General features: G+C 65.3%; 22 protein-coding genes. 12 read left to right on the top strand and 10 right to left on the bottom strand.

Annotated elements, in window-relative coordinates; all coding sequences use genetic code 11:
* The first annotated feature begins 92 nt into the window (after positions 1 to 92).
* Together ACLMAJ_RS20835 and ACLMAJ_RS20840 are read left to right on the top strand one after the other, a co-directional pair.
* Complete coding sequence (locus tag ACLMAJ_RS20835) at positions 93 to 2,912, top strand: aconitate hydratase (RefSeq protein WP_412015443.1); 2,820 nt, start codon at positions 93 to 95, stop codon at positions 2,910 to 2,912.
* A gap of 134 nt (positions 2,913 to 3,046) precedes the next feature.
* Entirely contained in the window at positions 3,047 to 3,613 is a 567-nt protein-coding gene (locus tag ACLMAJ_RS20840) for a TetR/AcrR family transcriptional regulator (protein ID WP_412015444.1), read from the top strand.
* Between the two features lie 65 nt (positions 3,614 to 3,678).
* Here the strand turns inward: ACLMAJ_RS20840 and ACLMAJ_RS20845 are convergent, their stop codons facing one another.
* The 3 genes from ACLMAJ_RS20845 to ACLMAJ_RS20855 all read right to left on the bottom strand — a co-directional run bounded on the left by ACLMAJ_RS20845 (position 3,679) and on the right by ACLMAJ_RS20855 (position 5,423).
* A complete protein-coding gene (locus ACLMAJ_RS20845) occupies positions 3,679 to 3,981 on the bottom strand; it encodes a hypothetical protein (protein WP_412015445.1) in 303 nt (100 codons plus the stop codon).
* Positions 3,982 to 4,060: 79 nt separating this feature from the next.
* Positions 4,061 to 4,852 carry a hypothetical protein gene (locus ACLMAJ_RS20850; protein ID WP_412015446.1) on the bottom strand — a complete coding sequence of 264 codons (792 nt, stop codon included), beginning with the start codon at positions 4,850 to 4,852 and terminating at the stop codon, positions 4,061 to 4,063.
* Between the two features lie 67 nt (positions 4,853 to 4,919).
* Positions 4,920 to 5,423 (bottom strand): MarR family winged helix-turn-helix transcriptional regulator, encoded by a 504-nt coding sequence (locus tag ACLMAJ_RS20855; protein WP_412015447.1) that lies wholly within the window; start codon positions 5,421 to 5,423, stop codon positions 4,920 to 4,922.
* 152 nt (positions 5,424 to 5,575) lie between these two features.
* Between ACLMAJ_RS20855 and ACLMAJ_RS20860 the strand changes: the two genes are divergently transcribed.
* The 4 genes from ACLMAJ_RS20860 to ACLMAJ_RS20875 all read left to right on the top strand — a co-directional run bounded on the left by ACLMAJ_RS20860 (position 5,576) and on the right by ACLMAJ_RS20875 (position 8,260).
* Positions 5,576 to 5,998 carry a cupin domain-containing protein gene (locus tag ACLMAJ_RS20860; protein WP_412015681.1) on the top strand — a complete coding sequence of 141 codons (423 nt, stop codon included), beginning with the start codon at positions 5,576 to 5,578 and terminating at the stop codon, positions 5,996 to 5,998.
* Positions 5,999 to 6,116: 118 nt separating this feature from the next.
* Positions 6,117 to 6,533 carry an acyl-CoA thioesterase gene (locus tag ACLMAJ_RS20865; RefSeq protein ID WP_412015448.1) on the top strand — a complete coding sequence of 139 codons (417 nt, stop codon included), beginning with the start codon at positions 6,117 to 6,119 and terminating at the stop codon, positions 6,531 to 6,533.
* 299 nt (positions 6,534 to 6,832) lie between these two features.
* Positions 6,833 to 7,285, top strand: coding sequence for a hypothetical protein (locus ACLMAJ_RS20870; RefSeq protein ID WP_412015449.1), 453 nt, complete (start codon positions 6,833 to 6,835; stop codon positions 7,283 to 7,285).
* A 12-nt stretch (positions 7,286 to 7,297) separates the two neighbouring features.
* A complete protein-coding gene (locus tag ACLMAJ_RS20875) occupies positions 7,298 to 8,260 on the top strand; it encodes an MvdC/MvdD family ATP grasp protein (RefSeq protein ID WP_412015450.1) in 963 nt (320 codons plus the stop codon).
* 24 nt (positions 8,261 to 8,284) lie between these two features.
* Here the strand turns inward: ACLMAJ_RS20875 and ACLMAJ_RS20880 are convergent, their stop codons facing one another.
* Together ACLMAJ_RS20880 and ACLMAJ_RS20885 are read right to left on the bottom strand one after the other, a co-directional pair.
* On the bottom strand, positions 8,285 to 8,521 hold the full coding sequence (locus tag ACLMAJ_RS20880) for a helix-turn-helix domain-containing protein (RefSeq protein WP_412015451.1): 237 nt from the start codon (positions 8,519 to 8,521) through the stop codon (positions 8,285 to 8,287).
* A gap of 81 nt (positions 8,522 to 8,602) precedes the next feature.
* Complete coding sequence (locus ACLMAJ_RS20885; protein ID WP_412015452.1) at positions 8,603 to 10,234, bottom strand: ABC-F family ATP-binding cassette domain-containing protein; 1,632 nt, start codon at positions 10,232 to 10,234, stop codon at positions 8,603 to 8,605.
* Between the two features lie 367 nt (positions 10,235 to 10,601).
* Here ACLMAJ_RS20885 and ACLMAJ_RS20890 point away from each other — a divergent pair, with 367 nt between their 5' ends.
* A complete protein-coding gene (locus tag ACLMAJ_RS20890) occupies positions 10,602 to 11,081 on the top strand; it encodes a GNAT family N-acetyltransferase (protein WP_412015453.1) in 480 nt (159 codons plus the stop codon).
* A gap of 91 nt (positions 11,082 to 11,172) precedes the next feature.
* On the top strand, positions 11,173 to 11,937 hold the full coding sequence (locus ACLMAJ_RS20895; RefSeq protein ID WP_412015454.1) for an SDR family oxidoreductase: 765 nt from the start codon (positions 11,173 to 11,175) through the stop codon (positions 11,935 to 11,937).
* 61 nt (positions 11,938 to 11,998) lie between these two features.
* On the opposite strand, the gene ACLMAJ_RS20900 is transcribed toward ACLMAJ_RS20895, so the two are convergent.
* A complete protein-coding gene (locus ACLMAJ_RS20900; RefSeq protein WP_412015455.1) occupies positions 11,999 to 14,200 on the bottom strand; it encodes an MMPL family transporter in 2,202 nt (733 codons plus the stop codon).
* Between the two features lie 432 nt (positions 14,201 to 14,632).
* Here ACLMAJ_RS20900 and ACLMAJ_RS20905 point away from each other — a divergent pair, with 432 nt between their 5' ends.
* From ACLMAJ_RS20905 to ACLMAJ_RS20915, 3 genes are all read left to right on the top strand, one after another.
* Complete coding sequence (locus ACLMAJ_RS20905; RefSeq protein ID WP_412015456.1) at positions 14,633 to 15,733, top strand: lycopene cyclase family protein; 1,101 nt, start codon at positions 14,633 to 14,635, stop codon at positions 15,731 to 15,733.
* Positions 15,733 to 16,656 (top strand): non-homologous end joining protein Ku, encoded by a 924-nt coding sequence (gene ku, locus ACLMAJ_RS20910; protein WP_412015457.1) that lies wholly within the window; start codon positions 15,733 to 15,735, stop codon positions 16,654 to 16,656. Before ACLMAJ_RS20905 ends, ku begins: the two co-directional genes overlap by 1 nt.
* Positions 16,657 to 16,726: 70 nt before the next feature.
* Complete coding sequence (locus tag ACLMAJ_RS20915; RefSeq protein ID WP_412015458.1) at positions 16,727 to 16,900, top strand: hypothetical protein; 174 nt, start codon at positions 16,727 to 16,729, stop codon at positions 16,898 to 16,900.
* Positions 16,901 to 16,989: 89 nt separating this feature from the next.
* Here the strand turns inward: ACLMAJ_RS20915 and ACLMAJ_RS20920 are convergent, their stop codons facing one another.
* A complete protein-coding gene (locus tag ACLMAJ_RS20920; RefSeq protein ID WP_412015459.1) occupies positions 16,990 to 17,370 on the bottom strand; it encodes a nuclear transport factor 2 family protein in 381 nt (126 codons plus the stop codon).
* 85 nt (positions 17,371 to 17,455) lie between these two features.
* Here ACLMAJ_RS20920 and ACLMAJ_RS20925 point away from each other — a divergent pair, with 85 nt between their 5' ends.
* Positions 17,456 to 18,280, top strand: a complete 825-nt coding sequence (locus tag ACLMAJ_RS20925) for a helix-turn-helix domain-containing protein (RefSeq protein ID WP_412015460.1) — start codon at positions 17,456 to 17,458, stop codon at positions 18,278 to 18,280.
* On the opposite strand, the gene ACLMAJ_RS20930 is transcribed toward ACLMAJ_RS20925, so the two are convergent.
* The 3 genes from ACLMAJ_RS20930 to ACLMAJ_RS20940 form a co-directional block, all read right to left on the bottom strand.
* A complete protein-coding gene (locus ACLMAJ_RS20930) occupies positions 18,281 to 18,904 on the bottom strand; it encodes a hypothetical protein (protein WP_412015461.1) in 624 nt (207 codons plus the stop codon).
* Positions 18,905 to 19,005: 101 nt separating this feature from the next.
* Positions 19,006 to 19,767 carry an ABC transporter permease gene (locus ACLMAJ_RS20935; protein ID WP_412015462.1) on the bottom strand — a complete coding sequence of 254 codons (762 nt, stop codon included), beginning with the start codon at positions 19,765 to 19,767 and terminating at the stop codon, positions 19,006 to 19,008.
* Complete coding sequence (locus ACLMAJ_RS20940) at positions 19,764 to 21,041, bottom strand: glycosyltransferase (protein ID WP_412015463.1); 1,278 nt, start codon at positions 21,039 to 21,041, stop codon at positions 19,764 to 19,766. Before ACLMAJ_RS20940 ends, ACLMAJ_RS20935 begins: the two co-directional genes overlap by 4 nt.
* Between the last annotated feature and the right edge of the window lie 23 nt (positions 21,042 to 21,064).

Genomic DNA, 21,064 nt, shown 5'->3' on the forward strand with positions numbered 1-21,064 from the left:
AAAACGTAAACATGCGACTGCTCGCAGGTCGCTGAATCCAGCCGCTGGCACAGCCCCGCCGGTGGCTACCCTCACAGACGAGTGGAGCTGACGTGACGACAAGTAACGATACTTTCGGCGCCAAGGGCACCCTCGAGGTCGGAAGCAACTCCTACGAGATCTTCCGCCTCTCCGCCGTGCCCGGCACCGAGAAACTCCCCTACGCACTCAAGGTCCTCGCGGAGAATCTGCTCCGTACCGAGGACGGCGCGAACATCACCGCCGATCACATTCGCGCCATCGCGCAGTGGGATCCGTCGGCCGATCCGAGCATCGAGATCCAGTTCACCCCGGCCCGCGTGATCATGCAGGACTTCACCGGAGTCCCGTGCATCGTCGATCTCGCCACCATGCGTGAGGCCGTCGCGACCCTCGGCGGCGACCCGAACAAGGTCAACCCGCTCGCGCCCGCCGAGATGGTCATCGACCACTCCGTGATCATCGACGTCTTCGGCCGTGCCGACGCACTCGAGCGCAACGTCGATATCGAGTACTCCCGTAACCGCGAGCGCTACCAGTTCCTGCGCTGGGGCCAGGGCGCGTTCGACGACTTCAAGGTCGTCCCCCCCGGCACCGGCATCGTGCACCAGGTCAACATCGAGCACCTCGCGCGCACCGTCATGGTCCGCAACGGCCAGGCCTACCCGGACACCTGCGTCGGCACCGACTCGCACACCACGATGGTCAACGGCCTCGGTGTATTGGGTTGGGGCGTCGGCGGTATCGAGGCCGAGGCGGCCATGCTCGGCCAGCCCGTCTCGATGCTGATCCCGCGCGTCGTCGGCTTCAAGTTGACCGGTGAGATCAAGCCGGGCGTCACCGCGACCGATGTGGTGCTCACCGTCACCGACATGCTGCGCAAGCACGGCGTGGTCGGTAAGTTCGTCGAGTTCTACGGCAAGGGTGTGGCCGAGGTACCGCTGGCGAACCGCGCCACCCTGGGCAACATGAGCCCCGAATTCGGTTCCACCGCAGCGATCTTCCCGATCGACTCGGTCACCATCGACTACCTGCGCCTGACCGGCCGTAGCGATGATCAGCTCGCGCTGGTCGAGGCCTACGCCAAGGAACAGGGCATGTGGCACGACGCCGAGCACGAGCCCGCTTACTCGGAGTACCTCGAGCTCGACCTGGGCGACGTGGTGCCCTCGATCGCAGGTCCGAAGCGTCCGCAGGACCGAATCCTGTTGTCGGAGTCCAAGTCCGCGTTCCGTAAGGACATCCATAACTACACCGACGACGCGGAGAGCGGCCCGGCCGCGAGCACCCCGCATACGCACCTGGACGAGGCCATCGAGGAGTCTTTCCCGGCCAGCGATCCGGCGGTGCTGTCCTTCGCCGACGACGGCTCGGAATTCGTGGCTTCCGCGGCCAACGGTGCGACGGGTCGTCCGAGCAAGCCGGTCAAGGTTTCCTCGGAGGAGTACGGGGACTTCGTGCTCGATCACGGTGCCGTGGTGGTCGCCTCGATCACCTCATGCACCAACACCTCCAATCCGTCGGTCATGCTCGGCGCCGCGCTGCTCGCACGCAACGCCGTCGACAAGGGCCTGACCTCCAAGCCGTGGGTGAAGACCTCCATGGCGCCGGGTTCGCAGGTCGTCAACGACTACTACAACAAGGCAGGCCTGTGGCCCTATCTGGAGAAGCTCGGCTTCTTCCTGGTCGGCTACGGCTGCGCCACCTGCATCGGCAATACCGGCCCGCTGCCGGACGCGGTGTCGAAGGCGATCAACGACAACGATCTCTCGGTTACAGCGGTGCTTTCCGGCAACCGCAACTTCGAAGGCCGCATCTCCCCCGACGTGAAGATGAACTACCTGGCCTCGCCGCCGCTGGTCATCGCCTACGCGCTCGCGGGCACCATGGACTTCGACTTCGAGACCGACGCGCTCGGTCAGGACACCGACGGCAACGATGTCTTCCTGAAGGACATCTGGCCTTCCTCGAAGGAGATCGAGGAGACCATCGGCACCGCGATCAGCCAGGACATGTTCATCAAGTCCTACGCCGATGTGTTCAAGGGCGACGAGCGTTGGCGCGGGCTTTCCACCCCCGAAGGCAAGATCTTCGATTGGGATCCCCAGTCCACCTACGTGCGCAAGCCGCCGTACTTCGACGGCATGCCGCAGACGCCCGCGCCTGTCACCGACATCACGGGTGCGCGCGTGCTCGCCCTGCTCGGCGATTCGGTCACCACCGACCACATCTCCCCTGCGGGCAACATCAAGCCGGGCACTCCGGCCGCGCAGTACCTGGAGGGCCACGACGTCGAGCGCAAGGACTACAACTCCTACGGCTCGCGTCGCGGTAACCACGAGGTGATGATCCGCGGTACCTTCGCGAACATCCGGCTGCGCAACCAGCTGCTCGACGACGTCTCGGGTGGTTACACCCGCGACTTCACCCAGGACGGCGGCCCGCAGGCGTTCATCTACGACGCCTCGCAGAACTACCAGGCCGCGGGCATCCCGCTGGTGGTGCTCGGTGGCAAGGAGTACGGCTCGGGTTCTTCGCGTGACTGGGCCGCCAAGGGCACCAGCCTGCTGGGTGTGAAGGCCGTCATCACCGAGTCCTTCGAGCGCATCCATCGCTCCAACCTCATCGGCATGGGCGTCATCCCGCTGCAGTTCCCCGCGGGCGAGTCGGCCGCGTCGCTGAAGCTGGACGGCACCGAGACCTTCGACATCGCGGGCATCACCCAGCTGAACGAGGGTGCGACCCCGAAGACGCTGAAGGTCACCGCCACCAAGCAGAACGGTGACAAGATCACCTTCGACGGCGTGGTCCGGATCGACACCCCCGGTGAAGCCGACTACTACCGCAACGGCGGGATCCTGCAGTACGTGCTGCGCAACATGATCAAGGGATAACTCCCGACAATCACGGTGACTGTGCGTGAAAGTTCTTGCCCTGCTTGTGAAAGGCTAGGCTCGAACTTTCACGCACAGTTCGTTGGCTGCATCGGCGTGGAGCCTGGAGACTCTAGCCACGAAACGGAGACTGTGTGCCCAAGGTCAGTGACGATCACCTCGCCGCCCGGCGCAACCAGATCCTCGACGGCGCACGAAGCTGCTTCGCCGAATACGGTTACGACGGTGCCACGGTGCGACGCCTCGAAGAGGCCACCGCGCTCTCGCGCGGCGCGATCTTCCATCACTTCCGCGACAAGGACGCCCTGTTCCTGGCGCTCGCGCAGGAGGACGCCGTCCGGATGGCCGACGTCGCCGCGCACCAAGGTCTGGTGCAGGTGATGCGGGATATGCTCGCCGACCCGAAGCAATTCAATTGGCTCGGAACGCGGTTGGAGATCGCGCGGCGGCTGCGCACCGACCCCGAATTCCGAGCGAACTGGGAGCAGCGCTCCGAGGAACTCACCGCCGCTACCCTCGCCCGCCTGGAGCGCCGAAAGGCCGAGGGCAGACTGCGCGACGACGTCCCCACCGACGTCCTTCTCGGCTACCTCGACCTGGTACTCGACGGCCTCATCGCCCGCATCGCTTCCGGCCATACCAACGAAAACCTCTCAGCGGTACTGGATCTCGTCGAAGCCTCGGTCCGTCGCAGGGAATAGACACCCGCACAACCCAGCCGAGTCGATGGCAGGCCCGAGAAGCCGGCGGCCGGTCCCGGCCGGCGTCAAGGCCGCCGCAGCTGTGCGTGCAACTCGTCGAATCGGTTCCCCAGCACCGCATAGGCATCCACCCATCCGCTGCTGACCGCGATCTCACACAGCGGCCCGGTCGTCACGAACAGGAAGTGCAGATCGGGCAGTCGGCTGAAGTCTTGCCCTCGGATGCGCCCGGCATGATCGGTCAGATCATCGACGAGCTCTTGTTCGTCCGTGTACAAAGATTGCCAGGTCAAGTCCTGCGGCAGTTTGTGCACGATCGCCAACACTTGATCGAGGATGTCGAGGATCTGCGCCGCGGCCGACTTCATGCCGATGCTCGTCGCGCATCGTTCGTGGCGGTCACAGTTCGATCGAAACCGATCACATTGTCGATGGCAAGCCGCCGCGTCAGTAGGTGGCGTTGAGGTAGTTGGCGGCGTGGGTTGTCCAAAGGACGTTGGTGCCGGGCATGTTGTGGCCGGAGTAGAGCACATGCTGACCGTCGGGCCAAGGGGTGAGGTAACCGATGACTCCGTTGACCGCCGTGGCATAACGGTTGAGGTTGGCGATGGGATCGTTCATCAGGAAAGTCAGCAGTTCGGCGAAGATCAGCGGTGTGACGTTGCCGATGCGGGCTCCCTCGATGAAGGAGAACGGTGAAATGCCGACGTCGATAACTCGCAGTGGGGAGTCCTCGGGTGACGAGGTGATGATGTCGCCGGGGTTCGCGTATTCACGGACGTCCAGCGACGGCCAGGCGCCATGTTCTCCGTGCAGGCCGTATGTTGTTGCGGGACAGAGGTTGTCGACCGACTGGCCGCGCTTGCGCAATGGGTTCGCGATGTTCACCGCGAAGGCGATCTCCAGGGGCGAGCCGTCGGCGTTGGTGTATTTACCGGATCGGACTCCATCGAGGATCTCGCTCGCACAGATGCTGCCGAGCGAATAGCTCAGCAGCCCACAGACATTCGGCGAGTCCCGGATTGCTTTCACCCCGGCTTTCACGCCGCGCCGTATCGAGGTGTTCAGCGATGGACCCCACAGGTCCGGGGTCGGGCCGATCGAGGCGGGCCAGTCCGGTTCGAAGCAGGTGAAGCGATCGGTGTCGAGTAGCTTGGTGACATCACGCAGCATGCCCGAAGGCGTTCCGTCGGTGTTGCGCGGCTCGCCCGTGCCGCGAAGGGTGATGACATCGATCATCGCGCTCTCCGTTCCGCCTCCCAGCGATTGTAAGCCGACGCGAGTAGCGAACTACCCATTTCCGTTGCTACTCGGCTTCGAGGCTGCCGAGCAGGACACGGGCGATGCGGTCGAGTTCACCACGGTCCTTGGCCGACAGCACCGAAAGGATCCGGGTTTCGTTCGCCGTATGCGCGGTGACCACGGTATCGATGAGCGTGCGGCCCGCGTCGGTGAGCGCGACGCGGACGGCGCGGCGGTCCTCGACGTCGGCGATGCGGCGGACGAGCCCGGCCGACTCCAGCCGATCGAGCCGTCCGGTCATTCCGGCGCGCGACAGCATCAGCGTGTCGGCGAGCACCGACGGGTTCAGTTCGAAGGGCGTCCCCGAACGGCGGAGTGCGGCAAGCACATCGAACTCGCCGCGATGTAGTCCGTGCGCGGCGAAGACCGCCTCGATCGCCCCTTGCGCGACAACGAGGAGCCTTCCGAGACGACCTATCACGGCCATCGCTTCGAGCTCGAGGTCGGGCCGTTCCCTGCTCCACTGCTCGACGATCACATCGACGGGATCCTGCTTCATTTCGCCCATGGACAAGATTCTATTCGCTGCGATATAGTTCGGTAGCGAATTACTAAGGACCGAATCAGTTGGAGAGCATCGTGAACGACACCACCGCCACCCGCACCGCTGCCATCCGCCACCCGCAGGACGCCGAAGTACTGGGGACCGATCAGGTCACCATGCGACTGCTCATCGACTCGCGCGAGGCAGGCGGAGCGGTGAGTCACCTGGAAGTGAACATGGCCGAGGGCGCCGACGGCGCAGCCCCGCACTACCACACCAAATCCGACGAACTGTTCTACGTCGCGGACGGCGAGCTACAGGTGCTGGCGGGCGACGAGATCGTCACCGTCGCAGCGGGCGGATCCATCGTCGTACCCAAGCTCATGCCACACGCCTTCGGCGCTACCCCGGACAGCTCGGCACGGATCCTGATCGCACTCATGCCCGCCGTCGAGCGCTTCGGATACTTCCGGCTGCTCGACCGGCTCATCAAAGGCGAGGCGACCTTCGAAGATCTCGCCGCATCCCAGGAAGAATTCGATAACTATTTCATCGACGCGCCGAGCTGGTGGGCCGAGCGCAACGCGAATCGGCGTTGATTTCGGTACTCGCCGAATGGCGGACGGCGAGCGGTACGGCGATTCTCGATCACTCGAATGTGGCGAAGACATCACTCCATAGGGGAACAATCCGCAGTGCGCGTGTGGTTTTCCGAACATGACATTCTCCGTCCCCGTCGTTGTGCGCGGCTACGAGCTCGATACCCAAGGCCATCTGAACCAGGCCGTGTATCTGCAATACGCCGAGCACGCCCGCTGGGAACTGCTGCGCGCAGCCGGTGTGGGCCAGGACAAGCTCCTGGCTACCGGCGTCGGACCGGTCGTGCTGGAGACCACCATCAAGTACCTCCGCGAGCTGCGCGGCGGCGACGAGGTGAGCGTCACATGCGAATTCGAATGGCAGCAGGGCAAAACCTTCCGCATCCGCCAGGAGATCCGCAAGCTGGACGGAACGGTCGCCGCAGAGGTTTCGGTCATCAGTGGCGTGCTGGATCTCAGTGCGCGCAAGCTCGTCGAGTCGCCCGCCGAACGCTTCCGCGCTCTCGCCGAACGACCGGACCTACTCGGCATCTGAAGCGAGCTCGCCGAGCAGCGCAGGAAATCGGCCTCGGGCGCAACAGCACGGTTGACTGCAAGGCCGTCAATACTCGGCAATCCACTAGGCATACCTAAGTATTCCGATAGCCTCACGATTGCTGTGTATGACTCTTCGGCGCACCGAAAATCTTTCGGCTCTAGCGCATCCCAGGCAGGATCCGGTTTGCCAGCTGCCGTGAAATCCTTCGATCCGAACCGATCAAGGGCGCTGCACGTTATGATTCAGAATCACGCTCGGGGGCCCTGGCAAATCGCGAGCAGATCGGAGAACCTACTATGACCGACGCTATCCACCTTCCCGGTACCGCGCCGACGGGAGATCGCGTTCCCGCGTTGCAGGGCCTTCTGGTGGCCGAGTCGGAGCGAGCGATCACCGTCAGAGTCAGCGAGGGTACCTGGACGTTCCATAAGGACGACGTGCTGCGTTTGCTCCCCGACGACCATGTCGCGAGTTCCGACGGCCGTCCGGTACTTGTCGACATTCGCCCCGGCGCCACCGCCGACTTCACTCGACGCCTGCGCGTCGACCTCGTCGAGCGACCGATGACCATCGCGGCCCAACCGTCGCTCGCACTGGGAGATGAACTGCTGCAACAACTCACAGCGTCCTGGGCCGATTCGCTCGAGCTGGTCGACTGCCCCGGCGCCAGCAGCACGTCGTTCACCTATTGCCAGACAAAATCGTTCGACAGTAGTGACGACGGCATCAACTGCGACAGTCTCGACTGAGCGGGACCCCGCATGGCGGCGAGCCGTACCGGTTCGGTCCTGATAGTCACCGAATCCGATGATCTGCACGGCACCGCGATGGCGGCGACGTTGCGAGAACACCACGGGCTCAGCCCGATTCAACTCGACCTGCGTGATTTTCCACGCGAATCCGGAAGTTTCCGGCTCGACCGGTTCGGTACCGCGCGGTCACTGTCGCATCTGATCGGGATCGACAATGTGCGTTCGGTGTGGTGGCGACGACCGCATCCGACGAAAGTTCCTGTCGGCGTGCGCGCCTCCGATGACGCCTATCGCCAGGCCGAATGCGATGGCTTCATCCAGGGACTGCTCTGGTCGATTCCGGCCAACTGGGTCAACGACCCCGGCGCCGACCGCACCGCTACCCGCAAGATCGTGCAACTGCAGACCGCACAGCGGGCCGGATTCACCATCCCGGAGACTCTCATCACCAACGATCCGGACGAGGCACGCAGTTTCGTCGAATCACGTTCCGGCGGGGTCGTTTACAAGCGCACCGGCACCGGGCGCGCGGAATTCGCCGAAACCAGGATCATCACGAGGGCCGATTTCGGAAGGCTCGAAGGCATCCGCTCCGCGCCGACCACCTTCCAGGACTACGTCGAGGCCGAGTGCGATCTGCGCATCGTGTGGGTCGACGGCGTCGAATGGACCGTGCGGATCGACTCACAGGCCGGAGTCGGCCATGTCGATTCGCGCCTGGACACCACCGTCGACTTCACGCGCGCCAGCCTGCCCGCATCGGTCAGTAAGTCACTGGCCACGCTTATGGGCGCGCTCGGCCTGAGCTTCGGTGTCCTGGACCTGCGCCTCGGCCTCGACGGCGAGTACTACTTCCTCGAGGTCAATCCGCAGGGCCAGTTCGCCTACCTGGAGATCAAGACGGGGCTGCCGATGTTCCGCAGCCTCGGCAACCTCCTGATGCACGGTGACGGCGCAGTGCCGGGGTACTGAGCCGCTGGCAGCGGTCCTCGACCGCTACGCGCTGCTCTTCCGACGGTTCGCGCCACCGCGGCCGCGGAGTTGCACATGCGACTCCACCAGCACGTTGTGGATGAAGCCGTACGAGCGGCCGGTGGTCCTTGCCAGCGTACGGATGCTGGCACCGGCCTCGTACTGCTTCTTCAATTGGGTTTGTAGCCGATCGCGTGACTTGCCGGTGACGCGTGTGCCCTTACCCAATGGGGCCTTGACTTGTGTGGGCCTGTCGCTCATGGCTTCCTCCGAGTCGCCGAGCCGCGTGTATCCAGGCTAAGCATTCAGCGGGCCGTGATCAACAGATCCTTGTGATGAAAATCACGCAAGCTGAATAAGTTCCAGATAATCCTGGGACCAGTGGTCCTCGGTGCCGTCCGGAAGCAAGATCACTCGCTCCGGGTTCAGGGCCTCAGCGGCCCCAGGATCGTGTGTTACGAGCACAACGGCACCCGCGTAGCTACGCAGCGCGTCCAGCACCTGCTCGCGGGAAACGGGGTCCAAGTTATTGGTCGGCTCGTCCAGAAGCAGCACATTCGCCGCCGAGGACACCAGACCGGCCAGTGCGAGGCGGGTCTTCTCACCACCGGACAGCGTGCCCGCGGGCTGATCCAGCTGCGGACCGGTGAACATGAACGCTCCGAGCAGGCTGCGCAGCTCCTGCTCTCCGGCGTCCGGCGAGGCGTCCCGAATGTTTTCCCACACCGACGCGTTGTCGTCGAGCGTGTCGTGTTCCTGGGCGAAATACCCGATCTTCAGGCCACGACCTTCTTCGAGTCCGCCCGAATCCGGTGTTTCCACGCCCGCGAGCAGCCGCAGCAGCGTTGTCTTGCCCGCACCGTTGAGTCCGAGCACCACCACTCGGCTGCCCTTGTCGATCGCGAACTCGACACCGGTGAAGATTTCCAGCGAGCCGTACACCTTCGTCAGGTTCTTCACCATCAGCGGCGTCTTGCCGCACGGCGCGGGCTCGGGGAACTTGATACGCGCCACCTTGTCGGCCACGCGAATGTCGTCGAGCTCCGCCATCAGCCGATCGGCGCGCTTGGCCATGTTCTGCGCCGCGGTGGCTTTGGTGGCCTTGGCACCGAGCTTGGCAGCCTGCACACGCAGCGCGCCCGCTTTCTTCTCGGCGTTGGCGCGCTCCCTGCGGCGGCGCTGTTCGTCGGTGGCGCGGGCGTCGAGATACTTCTTCCAGCTCATGTTGTAGATATCGGCCTCGCCGCGCACCGCGTCGAGGAACCACACCTTGTTGACCACATCGCCGAGCAGTTCGACATCGTGGCTGATGACGATGAGCCCGCCGTCGTGGCTTTGCAGGAATCCGCGCAGCCAGGTGATGGAGTCGGCGTCGAGGTGGTTGGTCGGCTCGTCGAGCAGCAGGACGGTGTCGGAGCGGCCGCCGCTGCCATCGGAGGCGGCAAACAGGATGCGCGCCAACTCGATTCGGCGGCGCTGGCCACCGGACAGGGTGCGCAACGACTGGCCGAGCACGCGATCGGGCAAGCCGAGACTGTTGCAGATGCGCGCCGCTTCGCTCTCGGCGACGTATCCACCGAGTGACGAGAAGCGCTCCTCGAGCCGCCCGTACTTACGCACGGCCTTGTCGCGTTCGTTGTCGTCGGCCACCTCGGCCATCAGCGCCTGCTGCTTCTCCATGTCGCGCAGCAGCGCATCGAGGCCACGTGCGGAAAGCACACGGTCGCGGGCGAGCACGTCCAGGTTGCCCTCGCGCGGGTCCTGCGGCAGATATCCGACGTCGGTCGAGCGGAGGATTTTTCCGGCGTAGGCTTCGCCCTCGCCCGCCAGGATGCGCAGCGTGGTGGTCTTGCCCGCGCCATTGCGCCCGACCAGTCCGATCCGGTCGCCGGCCTGCACCCGCAGTGCCGACCCAGGGGCCGACAGCAGGGTGCGGACTCCGGCCCGGACCTCCAGGTCCGTCGCGGTGATCACAGGCTTCTCCTCACTGGTTTGTTTCCAGCGACCTGCAAGCAGTCGCTCTGATCGTTCCGAGCGGCCTGCAAGCAGTCACTACGGTCACATGGTGCTGGTCGGTAGCTGCTCGATTGTGCGACGAGTTCAGCGCAAGAACCACCGATTTTACCTGGCCCGAGCGACGACTCTTGCACTCGATGAGCTCGGTGTGACCGCAGTAACGCTCACGAGCCGATATCGACCGCTTCCAACCCCGGCGGCGGGCCGATCCAGCGCATACAGTGACGGCTGAACCACACACTGCGGGTGTCACCCGTACGCTCGTTCTCTCGGCGGCCGTCACTCCCCGCGGACGCACGCATCTACGACCCGGACGAGGTACTGCGTGATTATCGAAGCTCTGCGGGTGCCACTGATTCCCGGCGTGATCGCGTTGACCGAGCTGGGTGCCCCTTACATCACTCCGCGCGGCTATTCCGACTACTGGCTGTATGCCGAGTTGTTCTCCTCGACCTGCCGAGTTGCCCTCGATGGCGGTCGCGTCGTCGGTATCGCGCTCGGATTCCGCAGCCAGGACGCCCCCGAGGACCTCTACGTCCAAGACGTCATGACTCATCCCGACCATCGACGGCGCGGTGTCACCCGCGGCCTCGTCGATGAGCTGCGCGAGCAAGCGTGGGAGTTGGGGTGCCGTCGGCTGTACCTCACCTCCAAACCCGGCAACAGCGCAGCTCACAAGACCTGGGAAAGGCTCGGATTCACCAATATTCGCGGCGATAGCTTCATCGACGGCGTCTCCCTCATCACCGACTACAAAGGCCCCGGGCAGACGAGGGCGGTCTACGAACTGGTGCGCGAAGGTTGACCGGCTCCGTCTGCTTCGACGCGCGCACCGAATGCATGGCCATGAGGGACCGCCGCGGGACGCTGATCTGGCTGATGTAGCCTGCCGTCACATGAGTACCGATCTGTTGGGCAAGAGCGCACTTGTCTCCGGAGCCAGCCGGGGAATCGGCAAGGCCGTGGCGGCGGAACTACTGAGTCGCGGCGCGAACGTGGTGATCACCGCGCGTAAGCCGGAGCCACTCGAAGAGGCGGCCGGTGAGCTGCGTGCGCTCGGCCATCAGGGGGAGGTCGTCGCGCTCGCGGGCAATTCCGGCGATGCGGAGAGCCGGGCGGCCGCGGTGGGACGCGCGGTGGCGGAGTTCGGCTCGCTGGACATCCTCATCAACAACACCGGCATCAACCCGGTCTACGGCTCACTGATGGAGGCGGACCTCGACGCCGTCCGCAAGATCTTCGACGTCAATGTCGTCGCCGCGCTCGGCTATATCCAAGAGGCGTACAAGGCCTGGATGCGTGACAACGGCGGTGCGGTCGTCAACGTCGCCAGTGTCGCAGGCATCCGATCCTCCGGCGTGATCGCCGCGTACGGCGCGTCCAAGGCCGCCCTGATCCGCCTCACCGACGAACTGGCCTGGCAACTCGGCCCGAAGATCCGCGTGAACGCGGTCGCACCCGGCGTGATCAAGACGAAGTTCGCCGACGCCCTCTACTCCTCCGACGAGGAAGCGGCCGCCTCGGTGTATCCGCTGAAGCGCCTGGGCACACCGGAAGATGTCGCGAAGTTGATCGGCTTCCTCGTCTCCGACCAGGCCGCGTGGATCACCGGTGAGACCGTCCGTGTCGACGGCGGCCTGCTCTCCACCGGCGGAATCTGAACCGTCCGGACAACAGTCGATGGCCGCTCGGCGATACCGAGCGGCCATCGACTGTTTGATGTCAGACCCGAGCAGGTCGACGTTCGTCCCTGCTGCGCATCGGCGGCGCGGCACCGCCTTCGTCGAAGCCGAAGCGCGCGTGCAGCTTCTCCAGCGGCCCAGGCGCCCACCAGCTCCAGTCACCGAGCACCGTCATCACCGAGGGCAGCAGGAGGCCGCGCACGAGGGTGGCGTCGACGAGCACGGCCAACGGCAGTCCGATACCGAACGCTTTCATGAAGGTGATGTCGGAGGCGAGGAAGCCGAGGAATACCAGGGAGATCAGCACCGCGGCGGCGGTGATGATGCGGCCGATACGTTCGAGTCCGAACGCCACCGCCGACTCGTTCTTGCCGGTGCGTTCGTACTCCTCGAGGATCCGGGACAGCAGGAACACCTGATAATCCATCGCCAGCCCGAACGCGACGGCGAACAGCATGACCGGCACCGTGGCAGGAAGATCGCCGGTCACGGTGAAGCCGAGCGGCCCGGACAGATGCCCGTCCTGGAATATCCAGACCAGCGCGCCGAAGGTCGCGGTGAGGCTGAACGCACTCAGCACGATGGCGACCAGCGGCAGCACCACGCTGCCGGTCAGCAGGAACAGCACGATCAGCATCACGATCACCACGAAACCGAGCGCGGTCGGGAGGGTCGATTTCACCGCGTCGATGGCGTCGGCGTTGGCCGCGGCAGTGCCGCCGACCAGTACCCGTGACGGCGCGGGCACCGCACGCACGTCGCTCGCCACCCTGTCGAGGATGTCCGGGTCGGTGGTGTCGGGATGCACCGCGAGGTATGCGGCGTCGGCGGTGCCGAAGCGCTTGTGCTGCTCGGTCGGCAGTGCGAGGAAGCCGCCGTGCGAGTAGCTACCGGTGGCGGTGTCTACCCGTTGCACATTCTCGACCTGCGAGAGTTTCCTCGCGTAGTCGTCGAGTCCCGTTGCGCTGTCGGGCAATACGGCGAACAGGCTGGTGGCGTCGGTCGCGGTGAAGTCGCGCTGGACGATCTCGGTGACCTGACGATTGTTCATCGACTCCGGCAATGCCCGCTCATCGGGGAAACCCAGCTTCACTCCGAGGAACGGGGTGCCGAGCAGCAGCAGGATCGCGGCGACCACGAGCCCGATGGGCACTGGACGACGCATCACGAAGGTCGCGAGGCGATGCCAGAAGCCTTCGCCGGGCGCGGGCCGCGGCGCACGCAGGAACCAGCCGAGTTGGCCGTTGTCGATACGGCTTCCGAGCAGCAGCAGGATCATGGGCAGCAGGGTCAGCGAGACCGTCGCCGCGATCACCGTGACCGCCAGGCCCGCGTACCCCATCGATCGCACCGCGAGCAATGGGAAGAACAGCAGCCCCGAGAGCGCGACGCCGACCGTGACGGCGGCGAAGGCGACGGTCCGACCCGCCGAGCGCATGGTCAGGCGCACCGCTCGGGCCGGCTGTGCACCGGTGGCCAGTTCGGCGCGGAAACGGTTGATGATCAACAGGCTGTAGTCGATCGCCAAGCCGAGCCCGAGCAGAGTGGCGACATTGGTCGCGGTCGCCGCCAGATCGACGAACAGCGTGAGTAACCACAGCGCACCCATGGTGATCATGACGGTGACAAGGGCGACGACCACCGGCAGACTGGCCGCGACCAGGCCGCCGAACACGAACAGCAGCGCGAGCAGGGTGATCGGGAAGGCGATGGACTCGCCCAGGATCGCGTCCCTCTCGCTCTGTTCCACCGTCTCGTGCAGCAGCATTGCGTACCCGCCGACGCGCACATCGAGTACGCCGTGGCGGCCGCCATACTTGTCGGCGAGTGCGCCGACCTTTCGGTCTACGTCGGCCTCGGCACCCAGAATGCCGGCCACGATGAGGCCTTTCGCGCCGTCGCTACTGGCCAGCGAGGGCTGCGTACCCTCGGTCCAATACGACACGACACCCGAAACATCGGGTTCGTTCTTCAGCCGACGCGCCAACTCGGTTGCTGCGGTGGCCGATTCCGGGTCGTCGACCGACTTCTCGGTCTGCACCAGCAGTACGAAGTTCGGTGCCGCCTGACCGAACTCGTCACGCAAGATCTCGGTGGCGCGACCGGACTCGCCGCCGGGGTCGGAGTATCCACCGCCGTGCACCCGGTCGAACAGCGTCGAGCTCAGTATGCCCATCGCCAGCGCGAACACGGCGAACACGGCCAGGACCTGTCGGCCTCGCCGCCTGGTCAGTTCGAACACTGCCTTACCCCTAACTCCATATGCCGCAACGTGTCCTGTGACTCGCTAACGGCTCGCCCGGCATTCGCCGCCAACCTGGCCGTTCCGGAACCGGACAACCGACCAGAATGGACCAGCGCGCCGATCGCCGTCGACCACCGCGACACCGGGCATCGGGATGTCGGCGTCGGCGCCTCGAGATCGTAGCAACCGAGCTTGCAAACCCGGTGAGCGAGAACACAATTCCCGCAACCGCCGAGCAAAGGGCGTGGTCGGCCACTGCGAGCTGCTCCGAACGCGGCCACAGATCACCGCCGGTCCGGCGAATCGTCACCGGGAATCTCGGATGTCGAAGGCGGCAACTAAGCTCGTCCCGAGGAAAGGACGTACCCGACCCATGCCTCGATCTCAACCCGCACGATCGCGGCGAGTACCTGCCATGACAGGCGTGGCATGACCGCCGACCTCATCGTGTGTGGCCTCGGCCCCGCGGGTCGCGCGTTGGCCCATCGCGGTCTCGCCCATGGCCTTTCGATCACCGTCATCGATCCGCTGCCTGATCGACTATGGTCGGCGACCTACGCCGCATGGGAAGACGAACTGCCCGCATGGCTGGATCCGGCCGCGGTCGGCGCGACGGTCGACCAGCCGACCGCGTGGGGCACCCAGTGGCACCGCATCGCGCGTCGCTATGCCGTACTCGATACGGCCCGGCTACAAGACTCCCTCGACCTCGCCGATGCCGAGGTGGTCGCCGATCGGGTAGTCGAACTCGGACATCATTCGGTGACCCTCGCCTCGGGGACCGTGCTCAACGGCAAGCGGGTCATCGACGCCCGCGGCATCGCCCGCTCCCCGGCCTTGGCCGAACAGACCGCCTACGGAGTGATTGTCGAGAGTGACCGCGTCGACCCACTGTTCATGGATTGGCGCCCGGATAACGGCGCGCACCCGCAAGCCCCGCCCTCTTTCCTGTACGCGGTACCGCTCGGCGGCGGCGCGATGCTGATCGAGGAGACCTGCCTCGCCGGGCGGCCCGCACTCGACGGCGCGACACTCCGCGACCGACTCGAACACCGATTGCGTTCCCGCGGAATCGAACTCACCGGCAGCGAACCGGTAGAGCGGGTGCGTTTCCCGGTGCAGGGCGGTCGGCCGGGACCGCGAACCTTCGGCGCGGCAGGCGGATTCACGCACCCGGCCACTGGATACAGTGTCGCGGCGGCGCTCGCCACGGCGGACGCGGTAGCGACGGGAACCTCGCCGTGGCCCGCGTCGGCGCGGGCCGTGCAGGCGCTGCGGGCGGCGAGTCTGCGCGCCCTGCTCGCCCTGCCACCCGCCGATGTTCCGGTCTTCTTCGACGCCTTCTTCACGATGCCACCAGCAGCACAGCAGGCATACCTGTCGGGGCGCACCGACCTCGGTGGCACCGTCGAGGCGATGCGGCGATTGTTCACCGCGCTGCCTACCAGGCTGCGGCGCCGAATCGCCGCTGCGACCGTCGGAATTCCGCTTCGCTCGCATATTCGAATGGGTTCGTTCATCATGGAATGATGCGAGCTATTTGGAAGGGCTCGATTGCATTCGGGCTGGTAAACGTCCCGGTAAAGATCTACACGGCAACCGAGGACCACGACATCCGGTTCCATCAGGTGCACGCCAAGGACGGCGGGCGGATCAAGTACGACCGGGTGTGCACGGTATGCGGGAAATCCGTGCAGTACGCCGATATCGATAAAGCCTACGAATCACCCGAGGGCGAGAAGATCATTCTCACCGACGAGGACTTCGCGAAGCTGCCCGCCGCGGAAAAGCACGAGGTTCCGGTGTTGCAGTTCGTCCCTTCCGAACAGATCGATCCGATCCTGTTCGACAAGAGCTACTACCTGGAGCCTGATTCGAACACGCCGAAGGCCTACGTGCTGCTGGCGACGACGCTCGAACGCATCGACCGGGTCGCTCTGGTGCACTTCACGCTGCGGCAGAAGACCCGGCTCGCGGCGCTGCGAGTACGCGACGGAATGCTTGTCCTACAGACGCTGCTGTGGCCCGACGAGGTCCGTGCCGCCGAATTCGAATCGCTCGACGGCGTCGCCGAACCCAAACCGCAAGAGATCAAAATGGCCGAGACACTCGTCGAGACCATGTCCGATGATTTCGACCCGGGCCAGTACACCGACGAGTATCAGATCGAACTGAAGCGGCTACTCGACGAGGCCATCGCCAGTGGCACCGGCAAGGTGGCCGACCAGCCCGAAGCGGCGCCCACCGCGATCGACGCCGAGGTGGTCGACCTGGTCGCCGCGTTGCAGCGCAGCCTGGAAGCCAGCGGCCGCCGTACCACATCCGGAAACGGCAGTGGCGACAGCAAGAAGGCAACTCCTGCGAAGAAGACCGTAGCCAAGGCGGCGAAGAAGACCGCGGAAAAACCTGCCAAGAAGCCCGCGAAGAAGGCGGTCGCCCGCAAGGGGGCGTGACACCAGGCCGACCAGGCGCGCCGGACCGGCAGACCATCGGCCGCCACGCCCTGCTGGCAAACCGTGAGCTATGGACCCTGCCGTAGCGATCGTCCCGATGGGCCTCGGACACCTGCGCCGAGTGCTCGATCTCGGGCACGAGGTATTCGACGTCACCACCAAGCCCTACACGTCGTGGTCGCTGACCTCAGTGGCCGAACACCTCGACAGTCCGGACAACGCCTGGACGCACGGCCTGCGGTAGCGCCGGGCACCAGGCGCGCCCTCATTCGCCGAGGCAGGCTGGCCGGTGAGGGGCGGGCGCGCGCTGAGCGCGCCCCGCACCCGATCCGCTCAGAACATCCCGTGCGGGATCTCGTCCGCGTCGGGCACCGGCTGCACGACGTCCCAGTGCTCGACGATGCGACCGTCGACCAGTCGCCACACGTCGATCACGGCGAGGCCGTGCTCGTCGCCTGGCGCAATCATGTGATAGTGCACGACCGCATAGTCGGCGTCGGTGACGACGCGTTTGATCTCCAGCCGCGCCGCGGCCACCGGAGATTTCGCGATGAACTCGATAAAGGCGTCCCGGCCGGACGGATTGCCTGGACTGTGCTCGATGAAGTCTGCATGCAGCAGTTCGCGCAATACCTCGATATTGCCCTTGGCGAACTCGCTCAGACCATGCAGGATGAGTTCTTTGTTATCGGTTGCCCGTCTGTCTTTCGTCATGGCGCAACCGTCGCAACAGCGGGTGCGTCTGTCGATTACCAGGCATGTAATGGCCGCCATCCCACCGTGCCCCGATACTGGTCCCATGGATCATGATCGCCGGGTCGGCGAGCTGCTGCGCGAGTGGCGTACTCGTCGCGCGCTGAGTCAGCTCGCGCTGTCGATCCGATCCGGGATCTCCACCCGGCACGTCAGCTTCGTCGAAACCGGACGGACGATACCGAGCCCTCAGATGCTCGAGCGGTTCGCCGAGCATCTGAATATCCCACTACGCGAACGCAATCGGCTGCTGATCGCTGCCGGGCACGCGCCGACCTACCGACAGCGGCCGTTGGACGATCCCGACCTCGCGCAGGCGCGGGCCGCGGTGCGACGGGTAATGGATGCCCAGGAGCCCTACCCGGCACTTGCCCTCGATCGCCGCTGGAATCTGCTGTTCGCCAATGTGGCCGCGGAGATCTTCTTTCAGGATGTGGGCGCGGGGTTGCTCGAGCCACCGATCAACATGATGCGACTCGGCTTGCACCCCAACGGATTCGCACCGCGAGTGCGAAACCTTGCCCAGGTGCGCGGCTTCCTGCTGCCGCGCCTTGCCCGGCAGGCCGCGCACACCGGTGATCCCGAATTGGCCGCGCTACACGAGGAATTGTGCGGCTACACCACCGACACCGATCCGGTGCACCTCGACGCTGCCGATGTCGCGCTGACCATCCAGTTGCGACACAAAGGCACGGATCTGTCGCTGTTCAGCACAATCATGACCTTCGGTGCGGCCTTCGATGTCACGCTCGACGAGATCGCGGTCGAGTCCTACTTTCCCGCTGACGCCGCGACGGCGGACTATCTGCACACGCTGGCGCTCGATGCCACGAATCGGGTTGCCGCGCCACCTACGCCACCGGACCGCTGATCAAGCGCGCTCCGCCGCGCGGGCCCGGCCTTCCTCGAAGAACGCGAGCAGGTCCGCCTCGCTGCTCACCTCTTCGCGTGGCAGCAGCGCTCCGAACGGGGCATTCCAGAAGTCACCGCGCCGCGGCGTCCACGGGCCGACGTAGGCGTAGGGGCCCGGATGGGCGTCGTCGCCGGGGGACACGCCGTAATTGACCTCGTTCAAGGTGTTGGACAGGTCGAAATGCTCCGGCCACAGCACCGCGGTGGCATCGGGCGCCAGGCAGCGCAGTGCCGAATTACCGAAGGCGAACCAGTCGGCGATCACCGCGGCCGCCTCCGCGTCGACCCGGATCAGGTCATCGGAGTCGACGCCGGTGGTGTCTTTGTAGACCTCCGCAGGTACCTCCGGTTCGAAGCCCGCTTGTACGGCGACCTCGCGATATGTGCCCTCCAGCGGGATACGTCCGGCCGCGGAGACCAGTTCGGTACCTACCACGGAGACCGGCCACCGCACACCGCCGAATCCGCCGAGCACCGACCGCAAACGAATGGTTCCGAACATCCGATACTGCGGTCCCGCGATCAACAACTCCCCTGCCGCGTGCAATGCGAGCCGGGTCTCCCGGTACTTTGCCTCGTCCACCTAGGCATCATCGCCGGTAAGCATGTCGCGCGCAGGGAATTCGACAGCGCGAGTCGGATGGTTCGCGTCACACACTCGCGGACTCGTCCGACCGTCACCGCTCATCGATGCGCGAGCCGGCCGAATACAACACTCGCAGAAGCGAACCCGACCAGCGCGAGCCCGACGCACCAGCACACGGCGAGCGTCGCGTCATGCCAGGAGCCGGTCGAATCGAGCAGGCCGCGCACGGTATCCACGATGGGCGTTGCCGGTTGATTTTCGGCGAAACCACGCAACCATCCCGGCATGGTGGCGGGCTGCACGAAAGCGCTGCTGATGTAGGGGATGAACATGATCGCGTAGGTGAGACCACCGGCGGCCTCGGGATTCTTGGCGACCAGCCCGAGTGCGACGGCGATCCAGGAGATCGCCGACACGAACAGCGTGATCACCGCCAACGCCGACAACCAGCCGACAATGCCGGCGTGCGGTCGGTATCCGAGCATCAGCGCAGCACCGACCGCGATCCCGATGGCCGCCAGATTCCGGACGGCCCCTTCGGCAACGTGTCCGGCCAGGACGGCCTGCCTGAACATCGGCAACGTCCGGAACCGGTCGATGCTGCCCTTCGTCATATCGGTCGACACACTGGTTGCCGTGATCGAGGATCCGAATCCCGTGCACAGCAGCATGATTCCCGGCACCACATAGTCCAGGTAGGGGCCGCCGACGTCGATGGCGCCGCCGAAGACGTAGGTGAACAGCATCATCACCAGCACCGGCATGAGCAGCGAGATGATCAGGGTGTCCCTGCTGCGCAGGGTATGCCGAGCACAGCGCCGGAACATGACGGCCGTGTCTGTGACAATGTGCGTTATCACCGTGCGGTGGCCTCGACGATGTCGGCGGCGCGGACGGAGCCGTCCTCGGCACTCAGCGTTTCAGCGAATTGCATTGCGCGAGAGCGACGTTCCGGCGTGAGTATCGACGCGACCGCCTGCTCCAGCCGATCCGTGGTGAGCTGCGTGAACTTCATGTGCGCACCGACGCCGAGGCGCTCGACCTGCCCGCCCCACATCGGCTGCTCGAACGACACCGAGCACACCAGCGTCGGCAATCCGGCGCGCAGACCCTCGAACAGTGTCCCGATGCCGCCATGATGCACAGCGGCAGCGCAATGCGGGAAGACGATGTCGTGTGCGAAAGGGCCGACGACCTTCACCTGCGGACCGGCTTGCGCGGCGGCGACGTCCAGATCGCTCCAGCCCGCACTCACCAGCGCACGCATGCCGAGCCGGGCCGACACCTCGGAAGCCATGGCCAACACGGCCGCGGTGTCGCGAATCGGCATGCTGCCGAAGCCGAAGAACACCGGCGGATCGCCCGCTTCGATCCAGGACAGAATGTTCGCGTGGTCGCCATCGAGGTCACCGACCGCCGCCCTGGCAGCCTGATCGAGAGTCAGGAAGCCGGTGAAAGGCCTGCGCTTGTCCCATTGCTCCGGCAAACCGGGGACGAGCGCGGGGTCGTAGATCTGCACCTCCGGCACGTTCGCGCGGGCCAGCACCGCCGCGGTGCTCGCAAACGACCTCGGCAGCCCCAGCGTCGCCCGCAGATCGTTGAGGTAACGCATGAATACCACGCGACGCAGGTTCTCGGCGAGCCCCCAGGTAGCTCGATTGATCGACGCCGGCGGATTCCAGTGCGAAGGCAGCGCGCCGGGGAACGGATAGACGCTGTTGGACCGGCAGGGAAAGTAATGCAGGCTGACGAGCGGGACATCCATCGCTTCGGCGACCGAACTCGCCCGATCCTCCGTGACGGTGCTGGCGACGATCAGGTCGGTGCCCGCGCACACGTCGATGACCTCGCGGTTCATCTGCTCCGCGTATCCGGCCATCTGCTTGGCGACCAGTTGCATCAGGCGAAGCGTATTGCCCGCCGCCAGCGCCTGCTGCCCAGCGTCGGAGCTGTAGAGCTGCTGCACGTCGGGGCCGCACGAGCGGGCTGCCAGGCCCGCATCGGTGGCGAAATCGACCAGGTTGGGCGGCGTACCGAGCAGCACATCATGACCACGCCGTTGCAGCTCGAGACCCAGCGCTACGACCGGCTGTACATCACCACGGGTTCCGGTGAGCGGAATCGCTATTCTCACGGCGCTTCTTTCGGTGCTGTTGT

Source organism: Nocardia arseniciresistens (assembly GCF_046764875.1).
Classification (GTDB): Bacteria; Actinomycetota; Actinomycetes; order Mycobacteriales; family Mycobacteriaceae; genus Nocardia; species Nocardia arseniciresistens.